The 16,715-nt window shown below is 54.5% G+C and carries 19 protein-coding genes and 1 tRNA gene; 10 read left to right on the top strand and 10 right to left on the bottom strand.

The annotated features are described in order from the left end of the window. Positions 1-17: 17 nt before the first annotated feature. Positions 18-311, top strand: coding sequence for a hypothetical protein (locus Ga0074115_RS09370; RefSeq protein WP_005964658.1), 294 nt, complete (start codon positions 18-20; stop codon positions 309-311). A gap of 33 nt (positions 312-344) precedes the next feature. Here the strand turns inward: Ga0074115_RS09370 and Ga0074115_RS16280 are convergent, their stop codons facing one another. The 5 genes from Ga0074115_RS16280 to Ga0074115_RS09350 form a co-directional block, all read right to left on the bottom strand. Further along, positions 345-545, bottom strand: coding sequence for a hypothetical protein (locus Ga0074115_RS16280; RefSeq protein WP_157292727.1), 201 nt, complete (start codon positions 543-545; stop codon positions 345-347). A 393-nt stretch (positions 546-938) separates the two neighbouring features. Next, complete coding sequence (locus Ga0074115_RS09365) at positions 939-1,877, bottom strand: peptidylprolyl isomerase (protein WP_057957028.1); 939 nt, start codon at positions 1,875-1,877, stop codon at positions 939-941. A 34-nt stretch (positions 1,878-1,911) separates the two neighbouring features. Further along, on the bottom strand, positions 1,912-2,214 hold the full coding sequence (locus Ga0074115_RS09360) for a YciI family protein (RefSeq protein WP_057957029.1): 303 nt from the start codon (positions 2,212-2,214) through the stop codon (positions 1,912-1,914). Beyond that, positions 2,215-2,880 carry a septation protein A gene (locus Ga0074115_RS09355; RefSeq protein WP_060528450.1) on the bottom strand — a complete coding sequence of 222 codons (666 nt, stop codon included), beginning with the start codon at positions 2,878-2,880 and terminating at the stop codon, positions 2,215-2,217. It lies immediately after the preceding gene. Positions 2,881-2,904: 24 nt separating this feature from the next. Next, positions 2,905-3,678, bottom strand: coding sequence for a hypothetical protein (locus Ga0074115_RS09350; protein ID WP_006474447.1), 774 nt, complete (start codon positions 3,676-3,678; stop codon positions 2,905-2,907). Between the two features lie 118 nt (positions 3,679-3,796). Between Ga0074115_RS09350 and Ga0074115_RS09345 the strand changes: the two genes are divergently transcribed. From Ga0074115_RS09345 to Ga0074115_RS09310, 8 genes are read left to right on the top strand one after another with little or no spacing between them, the layout of a single operon-like run. Continuing rightward, positions 3,797-4,657, top strand: a complete 861-nt coding sequence (locus tag Ga0074115_RS09345) for a PHP domain-containing protein (RefSeq protein ID WP_057957134.1) — start codon at positions 3,797-3,799, stop codon at positions 4,655-4,657. A gap of 9 nt (positions 4,658-4,666) precedes the next feature. Then, positions 4,667-5,293 (top strand): L-threonylcarbamoyladenylate synthase, encoded by a 627-nt coding sequence (locus tag Ga0074115_RS09340; protein ID WP_005964640.1) that lies wholly within the window; start codon positions 4,667-4,669, stop codon positions 5,291-5,293. A 7-nt stretch (positions 5,294-5,300) separates the two neighbouring features. Then, complete coding sequence (locus tag Ga0074115_RS09335; RefSeq protein ID WP_057957133.1) at positions 5,301-6,011, top strand: site-2 protease family protein; 711 nt, start codon at positions 5,301-5,303, stop codon at positions 6,009-6,011. A 2-nt stretch (positions 6,012-6,013) separates the two neighbouring features. Next, positions 6,014-7,231 (top strand): tryptophan--tRNA ligase, encoded by a 1,218-nt coding sequence (locus Ga0074115_RS09330; protein ID WP_005964633.1) that lies wholly within the window; start codon positions 6,014-6,016, stop codon positions 7,229-7,231. 8 nt (positions 7,232-7,239) lie between these two features. Beyond that, positions 7,240-8,058 (top strand): segregation and condensation protein A, encoded by an 819-nt coding sequence (locus tag Ga0074115_RS09325; protein WP_005964631.1) that lies wholly within the window; start codon positions 7,240-7,242, stop codon positions 8,056-8,058. Positions 8,059-8,071: 13 nt separating this feature from the next. Next, on the top strand, positions 8,072-8,782 hold the full coding sequence (gene scpB / locus Ga0074115_RS09320; RefSeq protein WP_057957132.1) for an SMC-Scp complex subunit ScpB: 711 nt from the start codon (positions 8,072-8,074) through the stop codon (positions 8,780-8,782). Continuing rightward, the gene (gene rluB, locus Ga0074115_RS09315) at positions 8,779-9,675 is read left to right on the top strand and encodes a 23S rRNA pseudouridine(2605) synthase RluB (RefSeq protein ID WP_057957131.1); all 897 of its coding nucleotides are present in this window, start codon (positions 8,779-8,781) and stop codon (positions 9,673-9,675) included. The genes scpB and rluB overlap by 4 nt, the downstream gene beginning before the upstream one ends. Beyond that, positions 9,648-10,337, top strand: a complete 690-nt coding sequence (locus Ga0074115_RS09310; protein ID WP_057957130.1) for an endonuclease III domain-containing protein — start codon at positions 9,648-9,650, stop codon at positions 10,335-10,337. Before rluB ends, Ga0074115_RS09310 begins: the two co-directional genes overlap by 28 nt. A 3-nt stretch (positions 10,338-10,340) precedes the next feature. On the opposite strand, the gene Ga0074115_RS09305 is transcribed toward Ga0074115_RS09310, so the two are convergent. After that, positions 10,341-10,802 carry a GGDEF domain-containing protein gene (locus Ga0074115_RS09305; protein WP_060528448.1) on the bottom strand — a complete coding sequence of 154 codons (462 nt, stop codon included), beginning with the start codon at positions 10,800-10,802 and terminating at the stop codon, positions 10,341-10,343. A gap of 452 nt (positions 10,803-11,254) precedes the next feature. Between Ga0074115_RS09305 and Ga0074115_RS09300 the strand changes: the two genes are divergently transcribed. Further along, positions 11,255-11,854, top strand: a complete 600-nt coding sequence (locus Ga0074115_RS09300) for a thioredoxin family protein (protein ID WP_087959759.1) — start codon at positions 11,255-11,257, stop codon at positions 11,852-11,854. Positions 11,855-11,916: 62 nt separating this feature from the next. Here Ga0074115_RS09300 and Ga0074115_RS09295 read toward each other — a convergent pair. The 4 genes from Ga0074115_RS09295 to Ga0074115_RS09280 all read right to left on the bottom strand — a co-directional run. Continuing rightward, a tRNA-Lys gene (locus Ga0074115_RS09295) sits at positions 11,917-11,992 on the bottom strand. Positions 11,993-12,306: 314 nt separating this feature from the next. Further along, the gene (locus Ga0074115_RS09290; RefSeq protein WP_157292726.1) at positions 12,307-14,673 is read right to left on the bottom strand and encodes a sensor domain-containing protein; all 2,367 of its coding nucleotides are present in this window, start codon (positions 14,671-14,673) and stop codon (positions 12,307-12,309) included. Positions 14,674-14,880: 207 nt separating this feature from the next. Further along, positions 14,881-16,227, bottom strand: a complete 1,347-nt coding sequence (locus Ga0074115_RS16275; protein ID WP_057957193.1) for a hypothetical protein — start codon at positions 16,225-16,227, stop codon at positions 14,881-14,883. Positions 16,228-16,360: 133 nt separating this feature from the next. Continuing rightward, a partial coding sequence (locus tag Ga0074115_RS09280; protein ID WP_232433018.1) for an SH3 domain-containing protein occupies positions 16,361-16,715 on the bottom strand: 355 nt, incomplete at its 5' end.

The raw sequence follows: 16,715 nt of genomic DNA, 5'->3' as shown, positions 1-16,715 counted from the left end.
GAATCAATGAGTCTAAAATGAGCGAAGAATCTGCAAAAGAGAGAGAGATCCTGATGGTCATGCGCAAAGTGCTGGCTGCAATCGTGAAAGATACCGCCCCGGAGCACAAGGCTCTGCAGCATCCTCTGTCGGAGCAGACGATTCAGGATATCCGCGCCTGTTTTGGGTTGATTACTGCCCGCGAGAAGGAGTTGGCGGAGTTGGCTGGTCGCATCGCCACAGAGCGCCCCTACTTCATCGATGAGGCGCCCGCCGCCACTACCGTTTCTATCTCCAGCATCGGTCGCATCGAGGGACAGAAGGAGAAGTGAGCCAAGTCTCTCTGCTTCAATCTACTCCGAGTGCTATGGAGATTCTGCGAGAGCGCTATTGGAAGGGGAGAGATCGATTCGGAAGCTTTGAGCAGAGGTGCAGGGATTTGGCTGGCTGATTAGAGCCTTGATCTTGGCATCACACTGATGGTTGTTCAGGCTGGCAGATGCTTGCGGGACCGGGGTAAAGGTCAGTGCGAATCCAGAAATAAGAGTCTTAAACAGTACCTTCATGCTCGAACTCCTCCCTGCTGTATTGTGGATAAAGCCATCCTGATCCCTGGAATCAAGAGGCAGGCTCACAGCCTGAGCAGATAGCATGCCAAAAATAATAAGTATCTGTTATTTAGTGAATAATAATCTTCTTCAGGAGCAGAGCAAAGAGTGGATGTAAAATTTTCCGACGGATCAAGACAAGAAAAGTGTGAACTGCGCCTCAGAAACAGCCAGGATCACAATAATAAACCCTAACATAATCACCTAACTTATTGTTATTAAAGGACTATGTTTGTCTTTGTCGACTTCTGATCGAGGACAGGGAAGTGTAAGTTTTTCTGACAGGCAAGAGGCACGCCGGGTTTTCCAGGAACGGCGCCGCGAAGTAGGACGCCGCTCCTGCGACAGGGATCAGCTCTCCCCAGATGCCTGCGCGGCCTTCTCCTTCGCCGGCTTCTGCTGTTCGTTGTAGTGGAGCTTGGTTTTTGCCCGCAACTCCTGAATATAGTCGGCGAGAACCTGCTGTTGCAGGCGGGTGGTCAGTTCTGAACGTACCGCATCTAGGCTCGGGGCGGGGAGGTCACGGCTATCTTCCAGCAGGATCACATGCCAGCCGAACTGGGTCTTGACCGGCGCTTCCGAGTATTTTCCCTTCTCCATCGCCTGCACCGCATCGGCAAAGGGCTTCACCATCTGCTCCGAGTCGAACCAGCCGAGATCGCCGCCATTGGCGCCAGTGGGGCCAGTTGAGTGTGTCTTGGCCAGTTCAGCAAAGTCACCTCCCTGTTGCAGTAGGGCGATGATCTCTTTCGCCTTCTCCTCCTCTTTCAGCAGGATGTGGCGCGCCTTAAATTCGATACTGCTCTTGTTGGCATACTCAGCGTCATAGAGCTTCTGGTAATCGGCCTCAGTTGGCTGATGCTCCTTCAGGTGGCGCTGGATCGCTGCCTGGGTCAGCAGTTTGGCGCGGAACAGGGTTAATGTCGCCTCTACCTCGGCAGATTTGTCGAGCTGTTTTTGCTCCGCATCCTGGGAGAGGATCAACAGGTTGGAGAGTTCATTCAGCACCTTCATCTGCAGCTGCGGATTGTCGTTAGCCTTTGCAGGATCCCTGACCCGCTCTTTAAAGTAGAGCCCAAACAGGGTCCTGGATACCGGCTGACCATTGACCGTGAGCAACACGTCGGGCGAGAGTGCCGGCTGTTCCCCGTCAACCGGCAGGATCGGGGAGTCGGCTGCGGGTTGCCCGGTGTCAGTCTGGGCCGAATTGGTTGCACCATCACCGGACTGGTTGCATCCGATGAGCAGAGTGCAACAGCTGAGCACGGTGATAAAAGTAAGCTTATTCATCGCTGGACCTTATGCTTGATTGGTAAAGTAGAGGTCAGGCCGGAAAGACCTTTTTAAAGGGTTTGATGGTAACCCGCTGATAGACTCCGGCGAGCACGTAGGGATCCTGATCCGCCCATTCGCGGGCTGCCTCCAGGCTGTCGAACTCTGCTACCACCAGACTACCGGTGAAACCGGCGGGGCCCGGGTCTTCGTTGTCGATTGCCGGATGGGGACCAGCTAGCAGCAGCCGACCATCCGCCTGCATCGCATTCAGCCGCTCAACATGGGCGGGGCGTGCTGCAAGACGTTGTTCCAAGCTCTCTTCCCGGTCTTCCGCAATGATCGCGTAGTACACTCAATTCTCCTCTGTCAATTGTTCCTGATCCTGCATGTGACGGGCCAGGTAGAAAGCCTGCAACAGGACAAAGGCCAGCGTTAGTCCCATCATTCCAAACAATTTAAAGTTGACCCAATCCGCTTCCAGGGATTGCATCTCAAGACACATTTGAAGTTCGTCGCCGTTGAATAGTTCCCCGCAGCTGGTCAGGTCGATCTGGGCTAAGCCGGTCTGGGCAGTCAGCGCCGCTTCGGCGCTGAAGAAAAAGCTGGCCACATAGAGGTTGGCCAGCCCCAGCAGGACAAAAAATCCCCCCCAGGCGAGATTGAGTCGGCGCCAGACCGGCGAGGGGACGCGTACCGCATCCCCCATCATGCGCTCCGCCAGCGGTTTTTCACCGATGAAATGGCTGCCGATGAAGACTGCGCCAAACAGCCAGTTGATCACTGAGGGTTTCCACATGATGAAGGTGCGATCCTGCAACAGGAGGGTCAGCCCGCCGAACACCAGCAACATCACCATGGTGATCAGGTGCATCTTCTCCACCTGCCGGTTGCGCAGCCAATGATAGCTGACCTGGATCACCGAAGCGCCGATAGCCACTGCAGTGGCGGCATAGATGCCGTAGAGTTTGTAGGTGACAAAAAAGAGAATGATGGGGAAAAAATCGGCCAGAAACTTCATGTCTCAGATATACCCTTAGATTATTCAGTGCAGGGTGCGCTGGGCGCTCCATTCGTGGAAATACTCCTGCACCAGTTTTTTTACAGGCTCTGGATAGCTCAGGGCTTCCATCTGTTCCATGCCTTCGCGGAAAAAGTGCGACGCCTCCTCAGGCATCAACTGCACCAGATTATCGAAGGCATCCTTCATCAGCAGGGTATGGTGGCTGCGTGTGGCGATGATCGCCCGGTTGACCAGCAGCACCCGCCAGGGGTGATTGGGATTGCCCTTGTCAAGATCGGTCTGCAGCAGCGGGCTCACCGCCAACTGGATATCACTGGACATCTGGTAGAGGTTCTCCAGATCGACCGCTTCCGTGGTGATGTTGGCCAGCGCAGCCAGGGCGTTGACCACCGGTTCCAGGGTGCTCAGTTCACCGCCCCGGCGGGCGATCCAGACCGCCAGCGGCAGAGAGAGGTTCTCCAGCATGCGGGCGTGCTCCTCCAGCCGCAACGTATCGGCCACATAGGCGAGATCGATTAGCAGATTGATGCCATAGTCGCCCAGCTCGTGCAGATCGTGGCCAACCAGCTGCTGCGGGGCATGCAGCTCCCTGTGGGTCAGGCTGGCATCGAGCGCCTGAGCCATCTCCGGCGAGTTGAGCAGGTCGAACAGCTGGAACAGTGCACTGGCGAGCAATTCTGGGGAATCGAGCTGCTCATCGGCGGATTCTTCATCCTCAAACACCTCGATCAGCTCTTCCACAGTGTCACGGAAGACATCGGCAATGGCAACTATATCGGCGGGGATTATCTGCATGGCGCAATTGTAACAGCCGCTTGTGGTGGCGTCTTGAGGGTGGGGGGAGATTGTTAGTAGATTGCGTGACGGCTCAAATTCCACGCATATCCCGCCGGATGGGGTACAATCCCCCGCCATGTTTCTAGGTTACGATCTGCACTCACACTCCACCGCTTCCGACGGCACCCTTACGCCGACGGCATTGGTGCGCGCCGCCGCTGCGGCTGGTGTAAAAGTATTGGCACTCACCGATCACGATAACACTGCCGGTATCGACGAGGCACAGCTGGCGGCCAGGGAGTCAGGCATCCAGCTGCTGCCGGGGGTGGAGATATCGGTCACCTGGGAGCGCCAGACAGTACATCTTGTCGGGCTGAATTTTGATCATAAAAATAGCGCGTTACAGGATGGACTTAAAGCACTGCAGGCGTTTCGGGTTGGGCGTGCAGAAGAGATTGCGCTGCGTCTTGGAAAGGCGGGCATCCCCGATGCGTTAGAGGGAGCACGCAGCTTTTCCAACGGCTGGCTGGTGAGCCGCACCCACTTTGCCCGCTTCCTGGTCAAGATCGGCGTGATGCCTGATATGCGCAAGGTCTTCAGGCACTATCTGGTGTACGGCAAGCCCGGCTATGTGCCAGGCGAGTGGGCCAGCCTGGAGCAGGCAATTGGCTGGATCACCGACGCAGGAGGGCAAACGGTGATCGCACACCCCGCCCGCTATCGGATGACCCGCAGCAAGCTGCGCCGGTTGATCAAGGCGTTTGCCGCGGCCGGTGGAGCCGGACTCGAAGTGGTGTCGGGCAGCCACAGCTGTGACGACTGTTTCAACATGGCACGTCATGCAAAAGATTTTGGCCTGCTCGCCTCGGCGGGTTCCGATTATCATGGCCCCGAGCATCCCTGGATAGAGCTGGGCAGGCTACCACAGCTGCCGGATGGCTGCGTTCCCATCTGGCGGGATTGGGGCATCAGCAGCCCCCAGGCTCGCGCGATTTAGATTAAGACAATGGCACTCTTTCTTCAGATTCACCCGGACAACCCCCAGCCTCGCCTGATTCAGCAGGCGGTAGAGATCATCCGCCAGGGCGGGTTGGTGGCCTATCCCACCGACTCCAGCTACGCCCTGGGATGTCACATCGGCGACAAGGGCGCGATGGAGAGGATCCGCCGCATCCGCAGGCTCGATGATAAACACAACTTCACCCTGGTCTGCCGCGACCTGACCGAGATCGCCAGCTACGCCAAGGTCAACAATCGCGACTACCGGCTGCTGAAGAATCTGACCCCTGGTCCCTACACCTTCATCCTCAAGGCAACCAAACAGGTGCCGCGCCGGCTGCAGCATGCCAAACGCAAGACCATCGGCATCCGAGTGCCGGACAATCGCATCGTCGATGCCCTGCTGACGGCGCTGGCTGAGCCAATCATGAGCTCTACTCTGGTGCTGCCGGGGGACGAGATGCCGCTGACCGATCCCTATGAGATGCGTCAGCTGATCGATCACGAGGTCGACCTGATCATCGACGGTGGTTATTGCGGTTTCGAGGCCACCACCGTGGTGCTGCTAACCGAAGATACCCCCGAAGTGGCACGACTCGGCAAGGGCGACGCCAGCTCTTTCAGCGAGGTATAATCCCGCGATGCAGGGGATCAATCTTATTCAGCTGGTAGTGGTGATCGCGATACCACTGCTGTTCGCCATCACACTCCACGAGGCGGCCCACGGCTGGATGGCCAAGCGACTCGGCGACAGCACTGCGCAGAGGCTCGGCCGGATCACTCTCAACCCGATCAAGCACATCGACCCGATCGGTACCGTGTTGATACCGCTGCTGCTGATCCTCTCCAGCTTTATCTTCGGCGGACCACTGTTCCTGTTCGGCTGGGCCAAGCCGGTACCGGTAACGGTGGAGAACCTGCGCAAGCCACGCCGCGACATGGCACTGGTGGCATTGGCCGGCCCCGGCATCAACCTGTTGATGGCCTTTATCTGGGGCATGCTGATCTATCCGGGGATTTTTCTGCTTCAATCGGTGCCCTGGATCGCCATCCCGCTGGTGCTGATGGGGGTAGCCGGCGCCTTCTTCAATACCATCCTGATGGCGCTCAATATGATGCCGATTCTGCCGCTGGATGGGGGCCGCGTGCTCTATTCACTGCTGCCGCGTCCGCTCGCCCGGGTCTATGCCGGCCTGGAGCGCTACGGGCTGTTCATCCTGATCATCCTACTGACGACCGGCCTGCTGGGGCAGATACTCTGGCCGCTGGTATCATTGACTATCCAACTGCTGCCGGCCAGCGATGTGGTCTCGCAACTTTTACCGATCATCCTCAACCCTTCAAGGAGTTAGTCTTGAACTCTCTCTCCCCCCAGCACTCGCGGGTGCTCTCCGGCATGCGCCCGACCGGGCGTCTCCATCTTGGCCACTACCACGGTGTCATCAAGAACTGGGTGGAGCTGCAGAACGAGTACGAGTGCTTCTTCTTTGTTGCCGACTGGCACGCTCTGACCACCCACTACGACGATCCTTCACTGATCCCGGAGAGTACCTGGGAGATGGTGATCGACTGGCTGGCGGCGGGGGTCAACAGTAACTCTGCGACCCTGTTTGTGCAGTCGCGGGTGCCGGAACATGCCGAGCTGCATCTGCTGCTGTCGATGATCACCCCGCTGGGCTGGCTGGAGCGTGTGCCCAGCTACAAGGATCAGCAAGAGAAGCTGAAAGAGAAGGATCTGGCAACCTACGGTTTCCTTGGCTATCCGCTGCTGCAGTCCGCCGACATCCTGATCTACAAGGCGGGCCAAGTGCCGGTGGGCGAGGATCAGGTGGCCCACGTGGAGCTGACACGGGAGGTGGCGCGCCGCTTCAACCACATCTACGGCCGCGAGCCCGACTTCGAGGCGAAGGCAGAGCAGGCGAAGAAAAAGATGGGCAAGAAGAACGCCAAAATGTTCGACAAGCTGCGCAGAGCCTATCAGGAACAGGGCGACCTGGAGGCGCTGGAGGTGGCGCGCGCCCTGCTCGGTTCGCAGCAGAATATCACCCTGGGCGACCAGGAGCGACTGTTTGGCTACCTAGAGGGTGGTGGCCGGGTGATCCTGGTGGAACCCCAGCCGTTACTCACCAAGGCATCGAAGATGCCGGGGCTGGACGGGCAGAAGATGTCGAAATCCTACGGCAACACCATCGCCCTGCGCAGCAAGCCGGCGGAGTTGGAGAACACTCTCAAGCGTATGCCGACCGATCCGGCGCGGGTACGCCGCACTGATCCGGGTGACCCGGCGAAGTGCCCGGTCTGGCAGTTCCACGAGGTCTACTCCGATGACGATGTGAAAGCGTGGGTGCAGCAGGGGTGCCGCTCCGCCGGCATCGGCTGTCTCGACTGCAAGGAGCCGGTGATCAATGGCGTGTTGGAGGAGCTACGGCCGATTCAGCAGCGTGCTGCGGAGTTCGAGGCACAGCCAGAGCTGGTGCGCAGCATCATCAATGAGGGCTGTGAACGAGCACGGGATGTAGCCCGAGCCACCATGGAAGAGGTACGCCACGCGATGTCTCTCAGCGGCATTTAAGCCAGCACATGGATTTGACCGAAAACCACCCCCACCATCATCCTGAACAGGAAGAGATGCCGTTCGCGGTGGTGCAGGGTGAACCGGTCACCACGCCGCCGAAAGATCTCTACATCCCGCCGGATGCCCTGGAGGTGATCCTTGAGGCGTTTGAGGGGCCGCTTGACCTGCTGCTCTACCTGATCAAACGACAAAATCTCGACATTCTCAACATCCCCATCGCCGAGATTACCGAGCAGTACATCCAATATATCGAGATGATGGAGGAGCTGCGCCTAGAGCTGGCGGCCGAGTATCTGGTGATGGCGGCGATGCTGGCGGAGATCAAATCCCGCATGCTACTGCCGCGCCAGAGCAGCGAGGATGAGGATGAGGCCGACCCGCGGGCCGAGCTGATCCGCCGACTGCAGGAGTATGAACGTTACAAACAGGCGGCCGAGGATATCGACCAGCTGCCGCGCATCGGTCGTGACAACTTCCAGGGCCAGGCAGAGCTGATCGAACGAAAGCAGGAGGTGCGGGAGCCCGATATCTCGCTGCAGGAGCTGCTGCTCGCCTTCAAGGATGTGCTGCAGCGGGCAGATATGTTCACCAGCCATCGGGTGGAGCGCGAAGCGCTGTCGGTGCGGGAGCGGATGTCGCAGATACTGGAGCGGGTGAATGGGGAGAGTTTCTGCGATTTTTCCACCCTGTTCGACTTCGAAGAGGGGCGGCCGGGAGTGGTAGTAACCTTTCTTGCGGTGCTGGAACTGATCAAAGGATCGCTATTGGAGCTGGTGCAGAACGAACCCTTTGCGCCAATCCACGTGAAAGCGATCGTCTCCTGAAACCGAGTGATGCATGTCCTCTGACGATAAATTAAAACAGATTGTAGAGGCCGCGCTGCTGGCCGCCGGCCGGCCGCTGAGTCTCGACCAGCTGCAGGGAGTGTTTGCTGAAGCGGAGACGCCAGATAAAGAGCGTCTGCGCACTGTCCTTGAGATGCTGCAGGCAGACTATCAGGGACGCGGTATCGAGGTCAGCGAGGTCGGCAGCGGCTTTCGTGTCCAGATTCGTTCGGAATACGCCCCCTGGGTATCGCGACTCTGGACAGAACGTCCGCCGAAATACTCCCGCGCGCTGCTCGAAACCCTCGCCTTGATCGCCTATCGGCAGCCGATCACCCGTGGCGAGATCGAGGATATCCGCGGTGTCAGCGTCAGCACCAATATCATCAAGGCCCTTACCGAACGCGAGTGGGTGCGGGTGGTTGGGCACCGGGATGTGCCGGGCAAGCCGGCCCTCTATGCCACCACCAAGGCATTTCTCGACTACTTCAACATGAAGGGCCTGGGTGAGCTGCCAACTTTGGCGAAAATACGCGATTTGGAATCAATCAACCGGGAACTGCAGCTTAAGGAGCCGAATATGGCGGAGCCGGGGGATGAACCGTCCGGGGATGATGATGCGGCCGAATCAGTGGCCAGCCCGGATGCTGATCTCTCTCAGAAGGATGAGATTGCAGCCTCTCACAGTGGTGAGTTGCCACTTCAACAGGGTGAGTCGGAATGAGTCAGAATAAACCTCAGATGGGGGAGCGCCTGCAGAAGGTGCTGGCCAACGCCGGTGTCGGCTCGCGTCGTGAGATCGAGGGCTGGATCAGTGAAGGCCGGATCGAAGTCAACGGTGAAACCGCCAAGCTGGGACAACGAGTCGTTGGCAGCGATCGCATCCGGATCGATGGTCGTCCTTTCTCGCAGAAGCGCATGGAGGCGCCGGAGCGGCGGGTGTTGGTCTACAACAAACCGGAAGGGGAGCTGGTGACGCGTAAGGATCCAGAAGGCCGGCGCACCATCTATCACAGACTGCCCCGCCTCCAGCACGGCCGCTGGATTCCAGTGGGACGGCTCGACCTGAATACCTCTGGCTTGCTGCTGCTCACCACTGATGGCGAATTGGCTAATAGGTTGATGCACCCCAGCCGCCAGGTGGAAAGGGAATATGCCGTACGGGTGATGGGGCAGGTCAGTGAGGAGCAGTTAAAGCAACTGACCCACGGTGTCGAGCTGGAGGATGGTCCGGCCCGCTTCGAGGAGATTGTCGAATCCGGTGGCGAAGGGATCAACCGCTGGTTCCATGTCGTAATCATGGAGGGGCGCCAACGGGAGGTGCGGCGTCTGTGGGAGGCGATTGGTGTGCAGGTGAGTCGCCTCAAACGGGTACGCTACGGCAGCGTAATCCTGGAGAGCGCCCTGAAGGTCGGCAGGTGGCGCGCATTGACACACACTGAGATCAACCAATTGCTGGAGATCTCTGGGTTACCACCGGAAAAACGCCAACCACCAGCCAGAGCCAAGCATTACAGGTCGGATCGACAACAGGCGCCGCGCAAGCAGGGCAGAGGGCCAAAAGCGTCGGGTAGCTCCGCGAACAATCCATGGCGACGCTCAAGGAATCCCCGTTAAAACTTGATGGCAGACGTCTGCGGACTGCCTATAGCCAGCTGCTGCAGCGCTATGGGCCGCAGCACTGGTGGCCGGCAGATAGCGCCTTCGAGGTGATGGTCGGTGCGGTTTTGACGCAGAATACCGCCTGGTCCAATGTCGAACGGGCGATACAGAATCTAAAGGCGATCGAGGCACTTGATCTTCATCAGATCGACCGGATGCCGCCGGATGAGCTGGCGCAGCTGATCCGTCCTGCGGGTTACTTCAACGTTAAGGCAAGGCGCCTGAAACATCTCTGTAGTTTTTTGCGCGCGCACGCCGGGCAGCTGCAGCCGCTCTCTGATAAGGCGCTGCGCAGGGCCTTCCTTTCGGTCAACGGAATTGGACCAGAGACCGCTGACGACATCCTGCTCTATGCCTTTGAGCGGCCGGTATTTGTCATCGATGCCTATACACGGCGCATCTTTTCTCGCCTTGGCATGGTCCCGGCGCACTCAGCTTATGAGGCGCTGCGTCTGGCATTTGAACGGGCACTGGGGCCCGATCCGGAGCTCTTCAACGAATATCATGCGCTGATTGTGCGCCATGCTAAAGAGGCCTGTCGAAAACAGCCCGACTGCACAGTCTGCTGTCTTGCACTGGAGTGCGACTGGGCTGTTCAGCAGCACGCCTTGGCCTGAGATTCACTCGGCACGGTAGGTCTGGTTGCGTCCCTGTCTTTTGGCGCAATAGAGCGCAGCATCCGCCCGTTTGAACAGCGCCTCACCAGACTCATTCTCCTGCAGGGTTGCGACCCCCAAGCTGAGACGTGCCTGCAGTCCTTTTGGACTGCTGAAACTCAGTGCCTCGACATTCTTGCGAATCCGTTCGGCCAGTTGGTATGCACCCTCTGCACAGGTTCCACTGAGGGTAACGACAAACTCTTCACCGCCGTAGCGATAGAGGGCGTCACTGCTGCGGACGCTAGCTTCGACTGCAAGTGCGATGTTCTTCAACACCATGTCTCCTACGGTGTGACCATACTTGTCATTAACCCGCTTGAAGTAGTCCACATCGAGCATAATAACGGAAAGTTCAGTGCCGTTTCGGTTTGCCAGATCAAGCTCCCGGTTAAAGTTGCTGATAAACGCTGCGCGATTTTTCACTCCGGTAAGAGCATCGATAAAGGCTGAGTTGATGGCGGAACGGTAGAGGAGTGCGTTGCGCAGCGGATAAAGCAGAATGGTCAGATAGTGCTCAAGGTGCTTCAGTTCATCATCGTCAAAGGGTTGGTGTCTGAAATATGCTCAAATTAGAGGTCCGTGAGCGATTTTCGATGCTTTGCAGGGAACCCGTCATTTTTCTGGCCCTAAAATTGTTATTGACCACACTAACTTTGCGAATTGCGTGCCAAAACTATTTTTCCTTTTAAATCAATCAGTAAGATATTTTTTTGTCTTGCCGCGTCGAAAATACGACACAGTTTTTCGGAAGTATGTAGGTCTGTTGCATCTCTCATGAGCAAGTACCGAATGAAAATCTGCTAGTGTGGATAGAGTTATGACATAACAATGACTCGTGACTGAACAAGTCGGGGCATGATTCCGAAGGAGGAGAAATGAAACTGTCCTGGTTGCTTCTTGCCATAGGGCTGCTGTCAATTTCTATCGCCTGCCATGCAGATGAAGGCGACAGCAAGCTGGGTGCCGGTCTTGTCAATCCTGGATATCACGAAAAACCGGACTGGTTTAAGCAATCATTTCTCGATCTGCAGGAGGACGTAGAGGCGGCGGCCGGGGAGGGTAAGCGTCTGCTCCTCTATTTCCATCAGGATGGCTGCCCCTATTGCGCCAAGCTGCTCAATGAGAACTTTTCACTGAGATCGACCGTCGAGAGGATACAGCAGGGCTTTCATGTGGTGGCGATCAACATGTGGGGTGACAGGGCGGTGACCGATCTGCAGGGCAATGCCACGACAGAAAAGGCTATCGCTTCCAAACTAAAGGTCATGTATACGCCCACCCTGCTATTTCTCGATGAACAGGGCAGGGATGAAGTTTTCCGAACCGAGGCATTCTTGAAGACCTTCCACACTCACGCTGCAATTGACTATGTTTTGCAGGAAAAATATCGGACTCAGCCAAGCTTCCAACACTATGTCCAGGAGCGCGCCGAGCACCTAGAAACACAAGGCATCAAAGTTGATCTGATGAAGTAGCAGTGGTGGAGTTTTGTCGACGATCAAAGGGTTGCTTCAGATACAACCCTTTGATCAGCAGATGGTGGGTCGTGCAGGGATCGAACCTGCGACCACCTGATTAAAAGTCAGATGCTCTACCAACTGAGCTAACGACCCGATCTAAGCCAGGCTCTTCGAAGGGCCTGAATTTTCAAGAGCGCGAACGATACACCAGATTTTCCTCTGAGTAAAGTATTGCGTGGAGACATGGGGTAACTCCCCCATTTCTGCCTTTGACTCCTGTTCCTTGCGCCGTCCTCATACTCGGGCTGCTCAGCCTCGAAACGTTTTTCTACCCGCCGCTCGCTCGCTGCACGGGCCATGGAGAGTGAAACGGAAGGCGCGTCGTAACCCCTAAATATAGGCATAATGTATATTATGTTAAATATTGTATTTACCTTGCATAGTTTGGATTATCTCCAACAATGGACTTAAGAGGCCCTATTCACCTGGGGGTTTTTCAGCAAATCGCTGAAGATATTTATAGATACCGGTTTACAGAAGAAATAACCTTGAGCCTCATCGCAGCCAAGTTCCCTAAGAAAGTCAAATTGAGCCTTGGTTTCGACGCCTTCACCTACTGTCGTCATGCCGAAATTGTGTGCTAGGGAGATGATGGTTTCAGCCACCGGAGACTTGCGTTTCTGTTCGGTAAGTTTGTAGATAAATGACTGATCAATTTTTAGGCGGTCGATCACAATTTCGTTAAGGTAAGAAAGGTTTGAATAGCCTGTACCAAAATCATCAATCGAGATAATGATGCCCTGGTCTTTCAGGCTGTGAATGGTGCGTTTGATTTGTACAAAATTCTGCTCCAATGCGGACTCTGTTATTTCAAACTCTAGGTAACGCGGGTCAACACCGGTCTCTTTCAGGATAGAATTCACGCTGTTGATGAATTTATCATGACGGATTTGGACCGCCGAGATATTGATCGAAATGGGGATTACTCGCAATCCAGACCGCTGCCAAATACTGATTCTGCAGCAGACTTCTCTAAGAACAAACTCACCCAGCTGCTCAATTAAACCATTTTCTTCAGCAATCGGGATGAAATAGCTGGGATCGATATAGCCTTGCTGGGGGTGCTTCCAGCGTATCAATGCCTCCGCACCACTCAATTGTCCATTCTTGACATTGATCTTTGGTTGGAAGAAAAGGGAGAATTGGTCTCGCTGCAGCGCAATTCGCATATCATTTTCGATAGAAAGTTGCCGCTTAACCTTTGACAGCATTTCTGGATGGAAACAGCGAATACTATTTATCCCCTCCTCTTTCGCGGCTTTCCTTGTTGTATCAAGCTGATTGATGACACTTTCAGTTGTTATATTTTTTCCATCGAAAGTGGATATTGCGATGCTACTGGTGACATGTACTTCATGGTCAAAGATATGGAATGGTCGGGATATTCTGGCTTTAAATTTCTCAGCGATTGCGATCGCGGATTGGGTTGCAATATCTTGGTTTGAAGCAACTTCATTAAGAATCAAAGTAAACTGGCCGTCGCCAGACCTTGCCAGAGTATCGTCTCTTCGGACATTGCGCTTTAAGCGTTCGGCCAATTCCTTGAGTAATCGATCTGCAATCAAATGCCCAAGAGTCTGATTAACATTTACAAAGTGATCAATCTCAACGGAAAGAACTGCTCCCAGCACTCCGCTTCGTGCTGATCGTGCTAGAGATTGATCGAGTCGATCCAGAAGCAGTGTTCTGTTTGGCAAGCCTGTGGTCTCATCATGATAAGCACGGGCTATCATCTCATTCTGCTTGCGATATTGCGTGTTCAAGTCGACCATACTGACTAGGTAGTACGACTCTTTATCTTTTTCAGTTTGGATTGAGGTAATCTTGGCCCACAGAGGTTGCTGCTTTTGATCCTTTCTTTTACACCAAAGTTCGCCTTCCCATCTGCCTGCAGATTCCAAAGTCTTTATCATTTCAACGTAGAAATCATTGGAATGATGCTCAGAAGCAAGGATCTCCGAATCGCTTCCGACCAATTCATCAGGCTTGTATCCGGTCATGGTGGAAAATTCTTGGTTTACATGCTGAATTATTCCAGAGTGGTTGGTGATGAACATACTTTCCGGCACTTCAAATGCGGAGGCTGCCAGCCGAAGTTCAGATTCTGCCCTCTTGCTTGCGGTGATGTCATGATAGGTGACTACAACCGCCTCTAAATGGCCATCACTACCCATCAAAGGCTGGCTGTTTGCCAGAAGTGAGATGCGTTGGTTGGTATCTAGGTCGTAGAGAGAAAGTTCTAGTCCCTGCACTCTTTCACCATTCAGAGCAAGTATCTGCGGTAGCTCACTGTTCTTTAGAACTCTTTTCCCTTGTGCATTGAAAACTTTATTTTTTATTTCAGGGATTGATAGTTGAGGTTTTGGAGAAGCTGATTGAAATAGATGATAGGCAGTGGCATTTAGGTATAAAGGAACGCCTTGCACATCAAAGACCGCAACCCCATCAGCAACATGATCGAGGATTTGGTGCAGATACTCCTCCTCCGCATGAAGCGCAGTTTCATAACTTCTCCGTAAGCGAAATTCATAGAGGAGTTTTTTTCGAAAGTGATGGATAGCACCAATGAATGCTCCACCAACAAGCAGGTGAAGTGTGATTAGCGAAGAGATAAAAGCCGCGCTATTCGGAGTAACGAGCAGATTCCACGTAAGTGAAATGAAAAAAAAGAGCGTTACGCCGATATAGGCGAAGCGCGTCGCACGAGTTAGATGCCTCGTATCCGCATGCCCGTCTGATTTTGTATTCCATTGGGTGCTGGGCGAGAAATCCATGGCTGATCAACCCTAATTTATATAAGGGCCAATGTAGACGGATTATCCCCACAAAATCAATCAGGCAATCGCTTCTCTAAACATTTTTTTTGCGGACCAGTTCTGAAAATTAAGATAGGAATTGTGCTTTGTGTATGGTTTTCGGGACAGATGCGGAGCCGAAGACCCCATATGGATAGACATCTATCCATATGGGGTCGGGTTACATCAGTAGGCTGGATAAGGGAAGGTAGGATAGGCCGGGTACTGGTAATAGGGATAGTAGCCAGGATAAGGCCGCGGATAAACCGGGCGCTGCGCCGGTTTCATTGCATCCCTCAGATCCTTTTCTGCCTGCATCAGGTCTCTCATTGCCTTTATTTCGGTGTCGGCCGCGTTACGCAAGTCATCAAATTCCTCCATGATCTTTGCAACCGATTCGACCCGCTGCTGACTCTGCTGCTCTCTCGCAGCGGCCTGCTCTGCCTGCATTGCATCAACTGATTGCTGGAAAGCGGTTGTAGAAGCTGGAGTCGCCGTACTCGCGCTTTGCGCTGGTGCCTCAGCACTCCCTGTATCAGTACTGGAGGCAGCTTCAGGCTCCACTTGTTGGGGCTCAGCGCTTGCTTCAGCAGAGGCTGTCTCGACACTGACCACAGCGGCGGCAGTCACAGCTGCACTAGCAGGCGCTGCAGTAGTCTGTTGCTCGCCAGCAGCCGCAGCAATTTCAGGCTCTGCTTGTTGGGGCTCAGAGTTTGCTTCATCAGCGGTTGCCTCGACACTGACCGCAGCGGTCGCAGTTACAGTCGTACTTGCAGTCACGGCCTGTTTAGCCGGGCTATTTGCCGGTTCGTCTGCTGTCTTGATCTGCTCAGGCGCGGCAGCTGATGGTGCACCATTTGTTTTGCCGATTTCTGCCGCTGTTGTCGCTGGGGCCGAAGCCGTGGCGGCTTCGGCTACCTCATTACCGGTTTGAGTAACAGCAGGGTCTGTTGCCTGAGCGACATTGGGATTTTTAGCCAAGGACCGGATGTAGGCGAAGGCGACTATGATTATCAATAGTGCCACAACCACCTTCATCCAGAATCCGGAAGATGATGAACTCTCTGTAGACGACATTGGGGGGCTCTCCTTTTGCTTGATAGTTGTCGATGAATGGGAGTTTGCAGGGGCGGGAGTCTCAATTTCCTGACTCGTTTCAACTGGCGAATCCGGCTTCTCCCTCTCTTGAGAGGATTGCACTTGCCCTGCAACCATCTCAGATGTCTGTGTTGTGGTTGTGTCAGATTTCTGACTAATGGAGACAACAGTCACTAAGGCGGCAGTTTTTTTATTTGCTTGGGGGTTATCTGAAGAATCCGTGCTGGGTGCCTGACTTTTTGCAACCCTCTTTTTCGCCACTTTTTTCTTTGAGGCTTTCTTTTTAACGGCCACCTTTTTGGTGACCTTCTTCTTTGCCGTTTTCTTCTTTGCGGCTTTTTTCTTGCTTACCTTCTTCTTCGCTGTAGCCTCCTCCGCTGGGGGAGCCAAATCAGCGGAATCAGGGCCCAGTTCTTTCTCTTCCGTATCAGCCATGGCGATTAACTCCAGATTCGAAAAATACTGATGCGGGCAATCGTATCAGCCGGCTCCTGATAGGTAAATGAATCTCCGAATTTCAGATCAGAGTGTTTCTAATATTATCCGGAGAGATGGAAAGTGATTTTGCTTACGGAGTCGTTCTCACGGTAAGCCAATCGGCGATCCAACCGCGTTTTTTCGTATCAGGATTGATGATATACGACCAGTTGCCATGGTGGCCGATCTCGACCAATTCTGACCCTTCAGTCACAGTTTCGACAATTTCATTGCCAGTTCCTGGACCAGCGCGCAGGTTAGCGCGCTTCACCTTCACACGAAGTTTATCCCCGATCCAGGGGAGCTGAAGAATGCCATTGAGGTGCTCGTCCACCACCGAGCTACCAACTTGTATTAATCGTTCCGAAAGTATTGGCAGTGTATACTGCTTTCCATGGCTACGATAAAAGAACAGCGTGATCAGAAAAGGAAAGATGTAGTGGAGG

Source organism: endosymbiont of Ridgeia piscesae, from assembly GCF_001443665.1.
In the GTDB taxonomy this organism is placed as follows: Bacteria; Pseudomonadota; Gammaproteobacteria; order Chromatiales; family Chromatiaceae; genus Endoriftia; species Endoriftia persephonae.
Note: the sequence above shows the minus strand (reverse complement) of the source record. Positions and strands in the feature narration are given on the sequence as shown.

Bases quoted from the DNA above. Each gene is read 5' to 3' on its own strand.
- Ga0074115_RS16280 (WP_157292727.1), bottom strand. From the start codon at position 545: ATGAAGGTACTGTTTAAGACTCTTATTTCTGGATTCGCACTGACCTTT.
- Ga0074115_RS09345 (WP_057957134.1), top strand. From the start codon at position 3,797: ATGTTTCTAGGTTACGATCTGCACTCACACTCCACCGCTTCCGACGGC.
- Ga0074115_RS09310 (WP_057957130.1), top strand. From the start codon at position 9,648: ATGGCGACGCTCAAGGAATCCCCGTTAAAACTTGATGGCAGACGTCTG.
- Ga0074115_RS09340 (WP_005964640.1), top strand. From the start codon at position 4,667: ATGGCACTCTTTCTTCAGATTCACCCGGACAACCCCCAGCCTCGCCTG.
- rluB (WP_057957131.1), top strand. From the start codon at position 8,779: ATGAGTCAGAATAAACCTCAGATGGGGGAGCGCCTGCAGAAGGTGCTG.
- Ga0074115_RS09335 (WP_057957133.1), top strand. From the start codon at position 5,301: ATGCAGGGGATCAATCTTATTCAGCTGGTAGTGGTGATCGCGATACCA.
- Ga0074115_RS09365 (WP_057957028.1), bottom strand. From the start codon at position 1,877: ATGAATAAGCTTACTTTTATCACCGTGCTCAGCTGTTGCACTCTGCTC.
- Ga0074115_RS16275 (WP_057957193.1), bottom strand. From the start codon at position 16,227: ATGGCTGATACGGAAGAGAAAGAACTGGGCCCTGATTCCGCTGATTTG.
- Ga0074115_RS09350 (WP_006474447.1), bottom strand. From the start codon at position 3,678: ATGCAGATAATCCCCGCCGATATAGTTGCCATTGCCGATGTCTTCCGT.
- Ga0074115_RS09370 (WP_005964658.1), top strand. From the start codon at position 18: ATGAGCGAAGAATCTGCAAAAGAGAGAGAGATCCTGATGGTCATGCGC.
- Ga0074115_RS09300 (WP_087959759.1), top strand. From the start codon at position 11,255: ATGAAACTGTCCTGGTTGCTTCTTGCCATAGGGCTGCTGTCAATTTCT.
- scpB (WP_057957132.1), top strand. From the start codon at position 8,072: ATGTCCTCTGACGATAAATTAAAACAGATTGTAGAGGCCGCGCTGCTG.
- Ga0074115_RS09325 (WP_005964631.1), top strand. From the start codon at position 7,240: ATGGATTTGACCGAAAACCACCCCCACCATCATCCTGAACAGGAAGAG.
- Ga0074115_RS09355 (WP_060528450.1), bottom strand. From the start codon at position 2,880: ATGAAGTTTCTGGCCGATTTTTTCCCCATCATTCTCTTTTTTGTCACC.
- Ga0074115_RS09290 (WP_157292726.1), bottom strand. From the start codon at position 14,673: ATGGATTTCTCGCCCAGCACCCAATGGAATACAAAATCAGACGGGCAT.